This is a genomic window from Citrobacter sp. Cpo074, from assembly GCF_030332745.1.
GTDB classification, from domain to species: Bacteria; Pseudomonadota; Gammaproteobacteria; order Enterobacterales; family Enterobacteriaceae; genus Citrobacter; species Citrobacter portucalensis.
Genome location: NZ_JAOWHG010000034.1, coordinates 280158 through 295143, shown reverse-complemented (window position 1 = coordinate 295143; position 14986 = coordinate 280158). Strand labels below are relative to the sequence as shown.

Below are 14986 nucleotides of genomic sequence, written 5' to 3'. Positions count from 1 at the left end.
TTTTTTACCATTTTTGGAAGCATTATGAGCGCAATATCCCTGATCCAGCCGGACAGAGACCTTTTCTCCTGGCCGCAGTACTGGGCTGCCTGTTTTGGCCCGGCACCGTTTTTGCCGATGTCACGCGACGAAATGGACCAACTTGGCTGGGATAGCTGCGACATCATTCTGGTTACCGGCGATGCATACGTCGATCATCCCAGCTTTGGCATGGCAATTTGCGGACGTATGCTGGAAGCACAAGGCTTTCGCGTAGGGATTATCGCCCAGCCGGAGTGGAACAACAAAGACGATTTTATGCGTTTGGGTAAACCGAACCTGTTCTTTGGTGTGACCGCAGGCAACATGGACTCGATGATCAACCGTTACACCGCCGATCGCCGACTGCGCCATGACGATGCCTACACACCGGACAACGTTGCGGGCAAACGTCCGGACCGCGCCACGCTGGTCTATACCCAGCGCTGTAAAGAAGCATGGAAAGATGTGCCGGTTATTCTCGGCGGTATTGAGGCCAGCCTGCGCCGTACCGCGCACTATGACTACTGGTCCGATACCGTTCGTCGCTCTGTTCTGGTGGATTCCAAAGCCGACATGCTGATGTTCGGCAACGGCGAACGTCCGCTGGTGGAAGTGGCGCATCGTCTGGCGATGGGCGAAACCATCGATCAGATCCGCGACGTGCGTAACACTGCGATTATGGTTAAAGAAGCGCTGCCGGGCTGGAGTGGGGTGGATTCCACGCGCCTCGACACGCCGGGTAAGATTGACCCGATCCCGCATCCGTATGGTGAAGATCTGCCGTGTGCTGACAACAAGCCGGTCGCACCGAAAAAGCAGGAAGCGAAAGCGGTAACCGTACAGCCGCCGCGCCCGAAACCGTGGGAAAAAACCTACGTGCTGCTGCCGTCCTTCGAAAAAGTGAAGGGCGATAAAGTGCTGTATGCGCATGCGTCGCGTATCCTGCACCACGAAACCAACCCAGGCTGTGCGCGTGCGCTGATGCAAAAGCACGGCGATCGCTACATCTGGATCAACCCGCCAGCCATTCCGCTCTCTACCGAAGAGATGGATAGCGTCTTTGCGCTGCCGTACAAACGCGTGCCGCATCCGGCGTATGGCGACAGCCGCATTCCGGCCTATGAGATGATCCGTTTCTCGATCAACATTATGCGTGGTTGCTTTGGCGGCTGTTCGTTCTGTTCGATCACCGAGCACGAAGGGCGCATCATCCAGAGCCGCTCTGAAGACTCGATCATCAATGAAATCGAAGCCATTCGCGACACCGTTCCAGGCTTTACCGGCGTGATTTCCGACCTCGGCGGCCCAACGGCGAACATGTATATGCTGCGCTGTAAGTCACCGCGCGCGGAGCAAACTTGCCGTCGTCTGTCATGCGTTTACCCGGATATCTGTCCGCATATGGACACCAACCACGAACCGACGATTAACCTTTATCGTCGTGCGCGTGATTTGAAAGGCATTAAAAAGATCCTCATCGCTTCGGGCGTGCGTTACGACATCGCGGTTGAAGACCCGCGTTATATCAAAGAGCTGGCGACCCACCACGTTGGCGGCTACCTGAAGATTGCGCCAGAGCATACCGAAGAAGGCCCGCTGTCGAAGATGATGAAGCCGGGGATGGGCAGCTACGATCGCTTTAAGGAATTGTTCGATACCTACTCTAAGCAAGCGGGTAAAGAGCAATACCTGATCCCGTACTTTATTTCCGCGCACCCGGGTACGCGTGACGAAGATATGGTGAATCTGGCGTTGTGGTTGAAGCAACGTCGTTTCCGTCTGGATCAGGTGCAGAACTTCTATCCATCGCCGTTGGCGAACTCCACAACCATGTATTACACCGGGAAAAACCCGCTGGGTAAAATTGGTTATAAGAGTGAAGACGTGGTGGTGCCGAAAGGTGATAAGCAGCGTCGTTTGCATAAAGCCCTGCTGCGTTACCACGATCCAGCCAACTGGCCGTTAATCCGCCAGGCGCTGGAAGATATGGGTAAAAAGCATCTGATCGGCGGTCGTCGCGAATGTCTGGTCCCGGCGCCTACGCTGGAAGAGATGCGCGAAGCGCGTCGCCAAAACCGTCATACTCGCCCGGCATTGACCAAGCACACACCGGTGGCGCATCAGCGCCAGACGCCTGCCGCAAACAAAAAACGCGGGAAAGTGGCAGGGCGCTAATCTGCCTTGCCCGGTGGTGAAACGCTTATCAGGCCTACAAATAGCACGATTTTGTAGGCCGGATAAGGTGCTTGAACCGCCATCCGGCAGAGAGACTCAGTATTTATGCTTCACGAATTCTGGCCGCTAATGCGGCCAGTTTTGCATCATCCGCTCGTTCATGATCGTGTGACGAAAGATATCCTTCATACTGCTCGAAAAATTTGTTCTGCCGCGCTTCAATCGGTTTCCAGTGGGTTAGATCGCCAGTGCCATGCATGGGGCTTAATTTGCTGTGCACATGGTCTACGCCGAAACCTTCGAAGAACATCCCCGTACGACTGACATCCGGGAAAGCCTTATCCAGTTTCTTAGCCACTTTTTGGGTCGCCAGCATCAGATCAGCCAGTGCCTGCGGCGGCATATCGAAGGCATAGCTGGGATAATGCTTTTTCGGGATCACCACGGTAAAACCGTCGGTGTTCGGGAAAATCGACAGAAAAGCCAGATGATGCTCGTCTTCCCAGACCTTATGGCAGGGTGCTTTACCTTCAACTATTTGACAGAAAATACAGGTCATTCCTTTTCTCCGCAGATAAGGTGATTCGTCAGGACGCAGTCAGTTTAGTACAGACCCAACACCTTCCACCACATCAGACCCACGGTGATAAACACCGCCTGGTTAAACAAGCTGATGATAAATCCTGTACGCCACCAGACGCCTGTTGGAACGTACCCGGCACCAAACAGGATTGGACCGCGAGCGTGGGTGTACTGGGTGAGCGAGCAGTACAAACTGCTGGTGAAGGCCAGCATTAATGCCGTGGGGGCTGCTGGAATATTCAGATGCAGGCCGACACCAAGGAAAACGGCGTACAGCGCGGCAATCTGTGCATTACCGCTGGCAAAAAAGTAGTGGGTATAGAAGTAGGCGGCGTTCAACAGCAGCAGGACGATCACCCAACTGGTACCGTGCATAGTACTGCTCAGGCTATCGCCGATCAGATTGCCAAACCAGGTGGTGAAGCCCAGTTTTTTCAGTTGGTTCGCCATCATCAACAGCGCGGCAAACCAAATCAGTGTGTCCCATGCGCCTTTCTCGCTCTTCACATCTTCCCAGCTCAGAACGCCGCTTAGCAATAAAATGGACAGTCCCACGAACGAAGCAGTGGTGGCGTCGACGCCTAACGTATCGCCAAAAATCCACAGCACCAGCAGCACGCCGACGGTAGCCAGCATCAGCCATTCGCCGCGAGACATACTGCCCATTTCCGCCAGCTCTTTGCGCGCCAGGTTAGGGGCATCCGGCGTGTGTTTAATTTCCGGGCGCACGATCCAGTAGACCAGCAGTGGAACCAGCAGTAATGACACAAGGCATGGCAGCAGCGCCGCCATAAACCAGCCGCCCCAGGTCAGCGTGACGCCCGCATTGGCCGCCAGCTTCACCGCCAACAGGTTGCCGGTATAGCCGGTCATAAAGAGCGCGGCGGTGACGTCGTTGACGTTGCCAATACAGGTGATAAGAAAGGTACCGATTTTACTGCGGGACTCATCTTCCGGGTTCGAATGGAAACTGCGTGCAAGAGAGTCAGCAATCGGATAGATGACGCCGCCGCAGCGTGCTGTATTACTCGGCATTGCCGGGGAGAGGATCAGATCGGCAAAGGCCAGACCATAGGCGAGTCCCAGCGTGCGCTTGCCGAGCAGACGGATCATCTGCAGCGCAATGCGTCGTCCGAGGCCGGTTTTGATAAACCCGCGGGCAATCATAAAAGCCACGACGATAAGCCAGATAAGTGAACTGTTCAGCTCACTCAGTGCCGTGGTGATAGCGCCGCTGGCGGTTTTATCCCCGGCGGCATAGGCGAGTGCAAAAACCGTAATCCCAATAATGCCGACCGCGCCGATGGGTAAAACTTTTGCCACGATAGAGGCAATAGTCGCGACGAAAATGATTGCCGAATGCCAGGCTGGCGCACTTAGCCCGGAAGGTGGAGTAAGCTGCCACAGTCCGGCAGAAATGAATATTATAAGAATTAATGGGAGCCATTTGACTCCGCTACTTTTTTTCTCAGTCACGTTTACGCACCTATGGATATGGTGAATGTATTCATCAAATAAATATATTTATTTAATAATTAACAGGTTATATTGCGTAATGCTGCTCCAGCGACTGCAAGAAATACATCAATATATGTGTGTGAATTGTTTCCTGATATTTCAAATCAGTAAAGGCCCGACGAGAGTGTCGGGCTGGAGGGAAGGGGTTAACCGCCGAACTGATCCGGGTCTGGCCCCAGACGTTTGCCCTGATCGAGTTTCGCGATTTCGCCTAATTCGTCTTTATCCAGGCGGAAGTCCCAGACGTTAAAGTTTTCTGCGATACGCGCAGGGGTGACCGATTTTGGAATCACCACCAGCCCGCTATCTAGGTGCCAGCGGATGACAATCTGCGCCGGTGATTTGCCATATTTCTCAGCGAGGTCACGGATGATCTTTTGATCAAAGACGTCTTTGCCGCCCTGCGCCAGCGGGCTCCAGGATTCGGTCTGGATTTTATGCGTTGCGTTCCAGGCGTGCAGTTGGCGCTGTTGCATAAGCGGATGAAGTTCGATCTGGTTAATCACCGGAGGTACGCCGGTTTCATCCATCAACCGCTGGAGATGATTGATCTGAAAGTTGCACACGCCGATGCTCTTAATCAGCCCTTCTTTTTGCAGGTCGATCATGTTTTCCCACGCTTCAACGTAGTGGTCGATCGCCGGAACCGGCCAGTGCATCAGGTATAGATCGAGGTAATCAAGTTGGAGTTTTTCCATGCTTTCGAGCAAGGCTTCCCGGGGGCGTTTTTGGTCATCATTCCACAGCTTGGTGGTGATGAATAACTCGTCCCGTGGTACGCCAGCATCGCGTATTGCTTTGCCGACACCTTCTTCGTTTTTGTACGCCGCAGCGGTATCAATTGAGCGATACCCTACTTCCAGCGCTTTATGAATGGCGGTGATGACTTCTTCGTTGCTTGCCTTCCAGACCCCCAGGCCCAGTTGTGGCATGACGTTACCATCCTGTAGCTTGATAATGGTTGGACCGGTCATAATTCCCCCCCACACTTAATCCTTCAGGCTGCCTCTTTGTTGGCTGCTTGCGTTTACCCCGGTCACGTACTTATGTACGCTCCCGGGGATTCACTTAATTGCCGCCTCGATGCATCATGAATGATTGGGTGTAAATTGAGTTCACCGGAGCAAGCCCCGGTGAGTTAGGTGTGACTTAAGCCTGGTATAAATACCCAAAAACGAAAGGCGGAGGTTAAAAAACCTTAGCGGGCAGCTTCGTAAATCCGACGGCTGACTTCAAGCGTAATATCCTGATGTTCGCCCAGTTGCGTACCCCCGTGTGCTTCCAGTTTTTCCAGCAATGCCGGGATGGAGCTACCGTCCAGGCCATAGTCAGACAGGCGAGTGGGTACGCCCATTTGTTCGAAGAAAGCACGGGTAGCGGCAATGGCAGCGTCGATGCGCTGGTCGTCGGAACCTTCGGTGATATTCCAGATACGCTCTGCGTATTGCAGCAGTTTGGCACGCTTGGTATCACGTTTTTCATTCCACAGCGCTGGCAGAACGATGGCCAGCGTTTGAGCATGATCCAGACCGTGCATTGCGGTCAGTTCATGGCCCAGCATATGCGTTGCCCAGTCCTGCGGTACGCCTGCGCCAATCAGGCCGTTCAGCGCCTGGGTTGCCGCCCACATGACGTTCGCACGCACGTTGTAGTTTTCCGGCTCCTGCAAGGCTTTCGGACCTTCTTCTACCAGCGTGAGCAGAATGCCTTCGGCAAAGCGATCCTGAATTTTCCCGTCTACCGGATAAGTCACATACTGTTCCACGGTATGAACAAAAGCATCCACAACGCCGTTTGCAACCTGACGCGGCGGCAGGGTGTAGGTGTAAACCGGATCCAGAACGGCAAACACTGGCTGCACAAACGGGGTCATAAAGGCCAGTTTATCGCCGGTGGTTTTACGCGAAATTACCGCGCCGGAGTTAGATTCAGAGCCGGTTGCAGGCAGGGTTAATACGGATCCCATCGGGATGGCGCTTGTTACGTCGTTGCCATGGGTTTCCAGAATGCGCCATGGATCGATGCCGTCAGCGTACTGTGCCGCTGCCGCGATGAATTTGGTGCCGTCCAGCACTGAACCGCCACCTACCGCCAGCAGAAACGTCACTTTCTCATCACGCACGATTTTTACTGCGTTCATCAGCGTTTCGTAAGACGGGTTTGGCTCGATACCGCCAAACTCCAGCACATCCAGGCCTTTCAGCGCGTCCTGAACCTGTGCCAGGACGCCAGTTTTTTTCACGCTGCCGCCGCCATAGGTAACCAGTACGCGAGCGTCCTGAGGAATTTGATCGCGCAGCTCAGCAATCGCGCCTTTACCAAACAAAATACGTGTTGGGGTATGGAGATTAAAGTTGTTCATTGCTCGTTCCCTTTGGTGGGTAATAAAAGAGGGCAGGTGAGTGTCTGCCGGATGATGAACATTGTGGTCGCCCGCCGCGCTGCTCTCAATGCTCATTTCTGCCGATGTCTTGCCCATTTCTACAGACTGCTGGAGAAAACGGATAAATCTGCGCATTATGTCAGGGTCGAAAACCGATGATGAAATGGTGCCCCATGAACCGTGATGAGATCTGTCTTCTGCTGACAGATAAAATTAAGCAGCTGAAAAACAATGAAAATAGACTTAACGAACTGCTGCCAGATGTCCGCCTGCTACACGGTACGGAGCCGGCGGCGCGTACACCGGTCATGTATCAGCCAGGCATCATATTTCTCTTTTCGGGACATAAAATTGGTTACATCAATGAGCGCGTATTTCGCTATGACGCCAACGAATACCTGCTGCTAACCGTACCTTTACCCTTTGAATGTGAAACCTATGCGACGCCGGAGGTTCCTCTGGCCGGTATTTATCTGAATGTCGATATCCTGCAATTGCAGGAGCTGTTGATGGACATTGGGGAAGACGAGCTGTTCCTGCCCGCCATGGCGGCCAGCGGGATTAACTCTGCAACGCTCTCTGACGAAATTCTCTGCGCTGCTGAGCGCCTGCTGGATGTGATGGAGCGACCGCTGGATGCGCGCATCCTGGGGAAACAGATTATTCGCGAGATCCTCTACCATGTGCTGACCGGACCGCGCGGCGGCGCGTTACTTGCGCTGGTCAGTCGCCAGACGCATTTCAGTTTGATAAGCCGGGTACTGAAGCGGATTGAAACCAAGTACACCGAAAACCTCAATGTAGAACAGCTGGCGGCAGAGGCGAACATGAGCGTGTCGGCGTTTCATCATAATTTTAAAGCGGTGACCAGCACGTCGCCGCTGCAATATCTTAAGAGCTATCGCCTGCATAAAGCACGGATGATGATGGTTCACGATGGGATGAAGGCCAGTGCGGCTGCCATGCGCGTCGGCTATGAGAGCGCATCGCAATTCAGTCGGGAGTTCAAACGTTTCTTTGGTGTAACGCCGGGGGAAGATGCGGCAAGAATTCGTATGATGCAGGGGAGTTGATTTCTTGTAGGCCTTAAAGCCGCGCGCCATCAGGCATAATGCCGGGAATTACCCCGGCTACGGATAATACTCAGGCGCTACAGTATTTTTTTTTAATCACCACGAACAATGTTCCCAACAATCCTGCGGTTAACAGGGCAATCGGCAGGATCATTAGAAAGGTCATCACCTGATCTTCATGGCGTTTAACGAACGGGATCATGCTCAGCGCATAGCCGAAACTGGTGACGACGGTGACCCACAGCAGGCCACTCAGCCAGTTAAAAAACTGGAACCGACGGTTAGGAAGCCCTGAAATGCCCGCCATCGTTGGCAGCAAGGTGCGAACAAACGCCAGGAAACGCCCTGCCAGCAGCGCCATCAGACCGTGTTGGTCAAACATGCAGGTCGCGCGCTGATGGTATTTTTCCGGTAATTGCGCCAACCAGCCTTTCACCGTGCGCGTGTTGCCTAGCCAGCGTCCCTGAATATAACTCAGCCAGCAGCCCAGACTGGCTGCGGCCGTCAGAATAGCTATGGTAGGTAAAAAACTCATCACGTCCTGAGCGATCAGCGCTCCTGCCAGTAATAACAGGCTGTCTCCGGGTAAAAAGGAGGCGGGCAGCAGGCCATTTTCTAAAAACAGCGTGGCGAACATGACGAAGTACACCACGCTCACAACGTGCGGATCCGCCAGTGCGGCAAAATCGTGTTGCCAGAGCGCGGAGACAATATCTTGAATGACTACCATGGACTTTCCTGTGGAACAGCGTTTATGTGTGGATTGTACTCCTGAATTGCCCGGGATGCCTTGATCCCGGACGCAACAATTGCAGACTTTTCCACCAGAAGTGTCTGCATATATGTCCATCTGTGGCAATTTTACTCGATTCGGGCAAATCCTGCGGCCAAATCGGCAATCAGATCGTCAACATTCTCTAAACCGATATGTAAACGGATGAGCGTTCCGCTGAAATCCACCTCGCCTTGCGGACGGATTGCCGCAATGTGTTCCGGCTGGTTGGCGAGAATCAGCGACTCAAAACCGCCCCAGGAGTAGGCCATACTGAACAGGCTGAAGTGATCCAGATACGCAGCAAGCTCCTCATTATTGAGCTTCTTATTCAATACAAAGGAGAACAGGCCGCTGCTGCCGGTAAAATCACGCTTCCAGAATTCATGCCCTTTACTGCCGGGCTGTGCCGGGTGGTTCACGCGGGCGACCTGCGGATGGCTGGCCAGCCACTCGGCGACCTTTAAGCTGCTTTCATGGTGCTGACGCAGGCGAACGCTCAGCGTACGCAGTCCACGGCTGGTCATATAGGCGGTATCGGCGTCCAGCATTTGCCCCATCAGATAGGCATTTTCGCGCAGTTGATCCCAGCAGCGGGCATTAGATACCGCCGTGCCGACCATGCCGTCAGAATGACCAATCAGATATTTGGTGCCTGCCTGAATAGAGATATCAATGCCAAAATCCAACGCTTTGAACAGCACCCCGGCAGCCCAGGTGTTATCAATCATGATGATTGCATCCGGCGCGACGCTTCTGACGGCGGCAACAATAGCTGGAACATCATGCACTTCCATAGTGACAGAGCCGGGAGATTCCAGAAATACGACTTTCGTGTTCGGCTGTATGTGCTTAACGATATCGGCGCCAACCAGCGGATCGAACCAGCCGGTGGACACGCCGAGCTTGCCGAGAATTTTGGTGCAGAAATCCTGACTGGGTTCATAGGCGGTATTGGTCATCAGCACATGATCCCCTTGCTCCACAAAGGCAAGGATGGTGTTGGCAACGGCCGCCGCACCGCAGGGGAAGAGCGCGCAACCCGCACCACCTTCCAGTTCGCACATCGCTTCCTGCAGAGAGAAATGCGTCAGGGTTCCGCGACGCCCATAGAAAAGCGCACCGTTCGCCCGGTTGTGCGTGGCCTGTTTTTTGGCTTCTACGGTGTCAAATACCAGCGAAGAAGCGCGCTGGATCACGCTATTTACCGAGCCCAGCGTGTACTTTTTACTGCGTCCTGCGTGAACGAGTTTGGTTTCAAGTTGTTTATCTGCCATGTTGTCTTACCTGTTTTTATACGTCTGGATGTCTAAACTACCATGAATCAAAGATGACGCATCCTGCAGAACGGTCATACAGTAGAAAATAATCTCAAAATGCTTCTGGTGACTTTTTTACTGCGTAAGCGCAAGGAAAAGAAACCAAAGGTGCGGCAATATGTAAATAGTAATGAGAACGACTATCAATTCGACGTCGTTTTGATATGATTACGCTCAGATTTTGTGATTTGCGTCCTGGAGATACAGAGTGGGTAATAATTTGATGCAGACGGATCTTTCCGTCTGGGGTATGTATCAGCACGCCGATATCGTGGTTAAGTGCGTGATGATTGGGCTGATTTTGGCGTCAGTGGTCACCTGGGCTATCTTCTTTAGTAAGAGCCTTGAGTTCTTTACTCAGAAACGCCGCCTTAAGCGTGAACAGCAACTGCTGGCGGAAGCCCGCTCTTTAGATCAGGCAAGTGAAATTGCCGCAGGATTCGATGGCAAAAGCCTGGGCGCACAGTTGATTAACGAAGCGCAGAACGAGCTGGAACTGTCAGAAGGCAGCGACGATAACGAAGGCATTAAAGAGCGTACCGGCTTCCGTCTGGAGCGTCGTGTGGCGGCGGTAGGTCGTCATATGGGCCGCGGTAACGGATACCTGGCCACCATCGGGGCTATCTCTCCATTCGTCGGTCTGTTCGGTACCGTATGGGGCATCATGAATAGCTTCATTGGGATTGCGCAAACCCAAACGACCAACCTCGCCGTTGTTGCGCCGGGTATCGCAGAAGCGCTGTTAGCGACCGCAATTGGTCTGGTCGCAGCAATTCCAGCGGTTGTTATCTACAACATTTTCGCACGTCAGATTGGCAGCTATAAAGCGATGCTGGGCGACGTCGCGGCACAGGTGCTGTTGCTGCAAAGTCGCGATCTGGACCTGAATGCAAGCGCATCCGCGCATCCGGTACGTGCAGCGCAGAAATTACGTGTAGGATAATGTTCCATGGCAATGAGCTTTAATGAAAACCTGGACGATAACGGTGAAATGCATGAAATCAACGTGACGCCGTTTATCGACGTTATGTTGGTTTTATTGATCATCTTTATGGTTGCCGCGCCGTTGGCAACCGTAGATGTGAAGGTGAATCTCCCTGCCTCCACCAGCACGCCGCAGCCGCGTCCGGAAAAACCGGTTTACCTGTCAGTTAAAGCCGATAAGAGTATGTTTATTGGCAACAATCAGGTGACGGATGAAACCATGATTAACGAGCTAAATGCGTTAACTGACGGGAAGAAAGACACCACGATTTTCTTCCGGGCAGATAAAACCGTTGATTATGAGACCATGATGAAGGTGATGGATACGCTGCATCAGGCGGGCTTCCTGAAGATTGGTCTGGTTGGCGAAGAGACAGTGAAAGCGAAGTAATCTTCCTCATTGCCGGGTAATGGTTGCCGCCTTACCCGGCGTGTCTCTCCTGATTCAACTCCCTCGCACACTTGTTCTTATCTGTTCTCATCTAACGCGACCGTAGTTATCCTGGTGGGTTCGTAGTTCCCTTCAGACAGCTTTCGCGTCAGGCGTAAGGTGGCCGTTTCCCGCGCGAGTATATGCTGGTAGGTGCTTTCCAGTCGGGCCATGATTTTGTCCCGCAGTTCTGGTTGCTGCTCCATAATGGCTTCGATCGCGGCACCGTAGATCTCTTCTTTAGCCTGTAGCGAGTAAATTTCACGGCGATTTTGCCATTTCATCCGCACCAGTGCAGCGGGAATAGAGACTATCTCCTGAGCAACGCTTTCCAGTGTCGCGTTTTTATTGGCAATCAACACGGCTAAATTTTGCTTTAAGACAAACTCATCGCTTTTATGGTTATCTAAAGCCAAATAAACATTATTATCCTCAACATCTTTCATTTTATTTCTCTTCCAGAGAATAAAAAATAGGGTCGCTGGTTTCACGGGTAATTAAATTAAGCCAAATTTTGTTGCCCTGTTCATTTATGATGGCTGTTTTTTGAGTCAAAATTTTACTTAATTCTTGTGCATTAATGTCGCCTTCTGCCTGTAGTGAATTGAGCAGGCGAGAGAATGACTCAATTTTTGCTGCACGAAACAGGCGCTCTTTTAAATGGCGGTCGCACTCTTCAAATAGCATATTTCGTGACTGGCCGGTAGCAGCAGAGCTAATCAAAATATCGGATTCGTAATCGCTTAATGTTATCTTCCCCTGAGTCAAATTTTCACTATTATCTGTGGAGGTGATATTGTCAGGTGAACTGGATAAGTGAAAGCGCGAGGGAACAAGATGCTCGGGAAGCATGTTGAAATATCCTTTGATGCTAATGATATGTTGTTTTAAATAAACCATGCCGCGTTGACAATAGCATGGCGTAATTTTAAAATCAAAAAAAATGGAGCCAGTATATGAACAGTATATTTTATTCTGTTATTACCCTGCTATTGCTGACCTGCGGGGTACTTTTGTTGATGCGCAGTGCAAATAAAAACCGTAATGCAGAAAATGGATACGCTGAAAACCAGCCGGAAATACTGAGTAAAGAAGAGGGTGAAGATCATTTCTCGGTACTGATGAATTCGATTACTCCTGTTTGGTATTGGCGTGTCAATCACGAATATATCGATTTTATCCACTCGACGATCAAACGGATGACAATGGTGGAGCTGAATGAGACGCCAGGGCTATTTGATGCACAGCGGCGTTGCAGCGATCTCAACTCTGCGGTGTATAAATATTACGACAATATTAAAAAACGCTGTCTGAGTGGCGAGAAAGTCCCGCATGCCGATTTGGACGTGCTTAACTTACGTCAGTGCTTCAGGGAGTTCAGCCTGGAAGCCTATCCTGCACTTGTCGCGCTGGTGTGGCCGGAATATCAGCGCCCAGAAATCAAAGCAGAAGAGGTGTGAGGGACTGGCTGGCCCGTATTACGTACCGGGGAGGCTAACGCCGCCACCCGGCACGGTGTTACCTACGGTTATTTGTCAGATGAGGCCTGCCACAGGTTCAGCTTACCGTCCGCGACGTGCTTATCGATCTGCGCCAGTTCTTCGGCGCTGAACGTCAGATTCGCCAGCGCCTGAACGTTTTCTTCCAGTTGCCCCGGTCGACTGGCGCCAATCAATACCGACGTTACCCTGTTGTCTTTTAGCAGCCAGCTTAAGGCCATTTGTGCCATCGACTGTCCACGCTGTTGCGCCATCTCATTAAGCAAGCGCAGGCTGGTAAGGTTTTCTTCCGTCAGCATGTTTTCCGTTAACCCACGAACTTTTTTCCCTTCACGCTGCATGCGTGAACCTTCCGGAATACCGTTAAGGTATTTCCCCGTCAGCAGTCCCTGAGCCAGCGGCGTAAATGCGATGCAGCCCATACCGTTGGATTCCAGCGTATCCAGCAGGCCGCTGCTGTCTACCCAGCGGTTAAGCAGGTTGTAAGACGGCTGATGGATCAGCAATGGAATTTTCCATTCCCGCATCAACTCGGCCATTTTCTGCGTACGTTCCGGAGAATAGGATGAGATGCCGACATACAGCGCTTTACCGCTTTGCACGGCGTGGGCCAGCGCCGAGGCGGTCTCTTCCATTGGCGTATTTTCGTCAACGCGGTGAGAGTAGAAGATATCGACATAGTCGAGACCCATGCGTTTCAGACTCTGGTCGAGGCTGGCGAGCAGGTATTTGCGCGAACCGCCAGAACCGTATGGCCCAGGCCACATGTCATAGCCTGCCTTGGTGGAGATAATCAGTTCATCGCGATAGTGTGCAAAATCCTCGTGCAGTAATCGGCCAAAATTCTCTTCTGCGCTGCCTGGTGGCGGCCCATAGTTATTGGCTAAATCAAAATGCGTGATGCCTAAATCAAATGCTTTACGCAACAGGACGCGCTGTGAATCCAGCGCCTGAACGTGCCCAAAACTGTGCCATAAACCCAGCGATAGCGCGGGTAAACGCAAACCGCTGCGCCCACAGTAGCGATAGAGCATCTGCTCGTAACGTTCAGGATTGGCAAACCAGGCCATGAGATCTCCTTAGTGCAGGTGAATTTCGAAACAACGTTTCTATTCTAGCGGGTTCACGGTGAATATCCCGTTCACCAGGTCACACTGAGATGAAAAACTGGGCAAAAACAGGTCACTGTGCTTTGCTTAAAAAAACATCAATCAGGAGTGCGACGATGCCGCGTTTGACTGCCAAAGATTTTCCGCAAGAACTGCTCGACTACTATGACTATTACGCGCATGGCAAAATAACGAAACGCGAGTTTCTCAATCTGGCAGCGAAATATGCAGTGGGTGGCATGACGGCGTTGGCTTTATTCAATTTATTGAAACCCAATTATGCCCTCGCAACGCAGGTAGAATTTACCGATCCCGATATTCTGGCGGAATATATTACCTATCCTTCGCCTGAAGGGCATGGTGATGTGCGGGGATATTTAGTTAAACCTGCGAAGGTGACAGGGAAAGTTCCGGCGGTGGTGGTAGTGCATGAGAATCGTGGGCTGAATCCGTATATTGAAGATGTGGCGAGACGGGTGGCGAAGGCGGGCTTTATGGCACTTGCGCCGGATGGATTAAGTTCGGTAGGGGGATATCCTGGCAATGATGATAAAGGTCGGGAATTGCAGCAGCAGGTTGACCCCGTAAAGTTGATGAACGATTTTTTTGCCGCCATTGAATTTATGCAACATTATTCAGGGACGACGGGAAAGGTAGGTATCACCGGATTTTGCTACGGTGGTGGTGTGTCGAATGCCGCAGCTGTAGCTTTCCCTGAACTGGCCTGCGCGGTGCCTTTTTATGGGCGGCAGGTTCCTGCATCAGATGTCCCCAAAATAAACGCGCCTTTATTACTGCACTATGCGCAATTAGACACACGTATTAATGAGGGATGGCCTGCTTATGAAGCGGCGCTTAAGGCCAATAAGAAAGTCTATGAAGCCTATATCTATCCCGGGGTTAATCATGGCTTTCACAACGATTCGACCCCCCGTTATGATAAAGCTGCCGCTGATTTAGCCTGGGAACGTACTCTTGCATGGTTTAACAAATATTTGCGATAGAAAACAATAGATTATTTAATGCTTATAACTAATTACCTGAATAATAATGCTACCTAATTTCATTAGCATTCATATTGATATAGTGTGGAGAGAGAGTGGATGTACTTAAGAAAGTAA

At 51.8% G+C, this 14986-nt stretch carries 15 protein-coding genes; 6 read left to right on the top strand and 9 right to left on the bottom strand.

The annotated features are described in order from the left end of the window. Window positions 1-24 precede the first annotated feature (24 nt). Complete coding sequence (locus OGX83_RS19520; RefSeq protein ID WP_003024532.1) at window positions 25-2196, top strand: YgiQ family radical SAM protein; 2172 nt, start codon at window positions 25-27, stop codon at window positions 2194-2196. Window positions 2197-2299: 103 nt separating this feature from the next. Here OGX83_RS19520 and OGX83_RS19515 read toward each other — a convergent pair whose 3' ends face one another. The 4 genes from OGX83_RS19515 to yqhD form a co-directional block, all read right to left on the bottom strand. Beyond that, a complete protein-coding gene (locus OGX83_RS19515; RefSeq protein WP_008785817.1) occupies window positions 2300-2755 on the bottom strand; it encodes an HIT family protein in 456 nt (151 codons plus the stop codon). Between the two features lie 44 nt (window positions 2756-2799). Further along, window positions 2800-4254: a DASS family sodium-coupled anion symporter gene (locus OGX83_RS19510; RefSeq protein WP_003828381.1), complete on the bottom strand. Its 1455-nt coding sequence runs from the start codon at window positions 4252-4254 to the stop codon at window positions 2800-2802. A 188-nt stretch (window positions 4255-4442) separates the two neighbouring features. Beyond that, window positions 4443-5270: a 2,5-didehydrogluconate reductase DkgA gene (dkgA, locus tag OGX83_RS19505; RefSeq protein WP_008785816.1), complete on the bottom strand. Its 828-nt coding sequence runs from the start codon at window positions 5268-5270 to the stop codon at window positions 4443-4445. A gap of 224 nt (window positions 5271-5494) precedes the next feature. Beyond that, window positions 5495-6658 carry an alcohol dehydrogenase gene (gene yqhD, locus OGX83_RS19500; RefSeq protein WP_048215537.1) on the bottom strand — a complete coding sequence of 388 codons (1164 nt, stop codon included), beginning with the start codon at window positions 6656-6658 and terminating at the stop codon, window positions 5495-5497. Window positions 6659-6852: 194 nt separating this feature from the next. On the opposite strand from yqhD, the gene OGX83_RS19495 reads away from it, so the two are divergent. Further along, the gene (locus tag OGX83_RS19495; protein WP_286588922.1) at window positions 6853-7752 is read left to right on the top strand and encodes an AraC family transcriptional regulator; all 900 of its coding nucleotides are present in this window, start codon (window positions 6853-6855) and stop codon (window positions 7750-7752) included. A gap of 70 nt (window positions 7753-7822) precedes the next feature. On the opposite strand, the gene yghB is transcribed toward OGX83_RS19495, so the two are convergent. Both yghB and metC read right to left on the bottom strand, forming a co-directional pair. Continuing rightward, window positions 7823-8482: a DedA family general envelope maintenance protein YghB gene (gene yghB / locus OGX83_RS19490; RefSeq protein WP_003024510.1), complete on the bottom strand. Its 660-nt coding sequence runs from the start codon at window positions 8480-8482 to the stop codon at window positions 7823-7825. A 131-nt stretch (window positions 8483-8613) separates the two neighbouring features. Continuing rightward, a complete protein-coding gene (gene metC / locus OGX83_RS19485) occupies window positions 8614-9801 on the bottom strand; it encodes a cystathionine beta-lyase (protein ID WP_267442094.1) in 1188 nt (395 codons plus the stop codon). Between the two features lie 250 nt (window positions 9802-10051). On the opposite strand from metC, the gene exbB reads away from it, so the two are divergent. Continuing rightward, complete coding sequence (exbB, locus tag OGX83_RS19480; protein WP_003024507.1) at window positions 10052-10786, top strand: tol-pal system-associated acyl-CoA thioesterase; 735 nt, start codon at window positions 10052-10054, stop codon at window positions 10784-10786. Window positions 10787-10792: 6 nt separating this feature from the next. Beyond that, window positions 10793-11218: a TonB system transport protein ExbD gene (gene exbD / locus OGX83_RS19475; protein ID WP_008785812.1), complete on the top strand. Its 426-nt coding sequence runs from the start codon at window positions 10793-10795 to the stop codon at window positions 11216-11218. Between the two features lie 77 nt (window positions 11219-11295). On the opposite strand, the gene OGX83_RS19470 is transcribed toward exbD, so the two are convergent. Both OGX83_RS19470 and OGX83_RS19465 read right to left on the bottom strand, forming a co-directional pair. Beyond that, window positions 11296-11703, bottom strand: a complete 408-nt coding sequence (locus OGX83_RS19470; RefSeq protein WP_008785811.1) for a hypothetical protein — start codon at window positions 11701-11703, stop codon at window positions 11296-11298. Window position 11704: 1 nt separating this feature from the next. Then, on the bottom strand, window positions 11705-12109 hold the full coding sequence (locus OGX83_RS19465) for a hypothetical protein (RefSeq protein ID WP_267448522.1): 405 nt from the start codon (window positions 12107-12109) through the stop codon (window positions 11705-11707). A gap of 104 nt (window positions 12110-12213) precedes the next feature. On the opposite strand from OGX83_RS19465, the gene OGX83_RS19460 reads away from it, so the two are divergent. Then, complete coding sequence (locus tag OGX83_RS19460; protein ID WP_008785809.1) at window positions 12214-12717, top strand: ESA_00282 family adhesion-associated protein; 504 nt, start codon at window positions 12214-12216, stop codon at window positions 12715-12717. A 68-nt stretch (window positions 12718-12785) separates the two neighbouring features. Here the strand turns inward: OGX83_RS19460 and OGX83_RS19455 are convergent, their stop codons facing one another. Next, a complete protein-coding gene (locus OGX83_RS19455; RefSeq protein WP_286588918.1) occupies window positions 12786-13826 on the bottom strand; it encodes an aldo/keto reductase in 1041 nt (346 codons plus the stop codon). Window positions 13827-13981: 155 nt separating this feature from the next. On the opposite strand from OGX83_RS19455, the gene yghX reads away from it, so the two are divergent. Continuing rightward, window positions 13982-14869 (top strand): YghX family hydrolase, encoded by an 888-nt coding sequence (yghX, locus tag OGX83_RS19450; protein ID WP_020996329.1) that lies wholly within the window; start codon window positions 13982-13984, stop codon window positions 14867-14869. Window positions 14870-14986 lie beyond the last annotated feature (117 nt).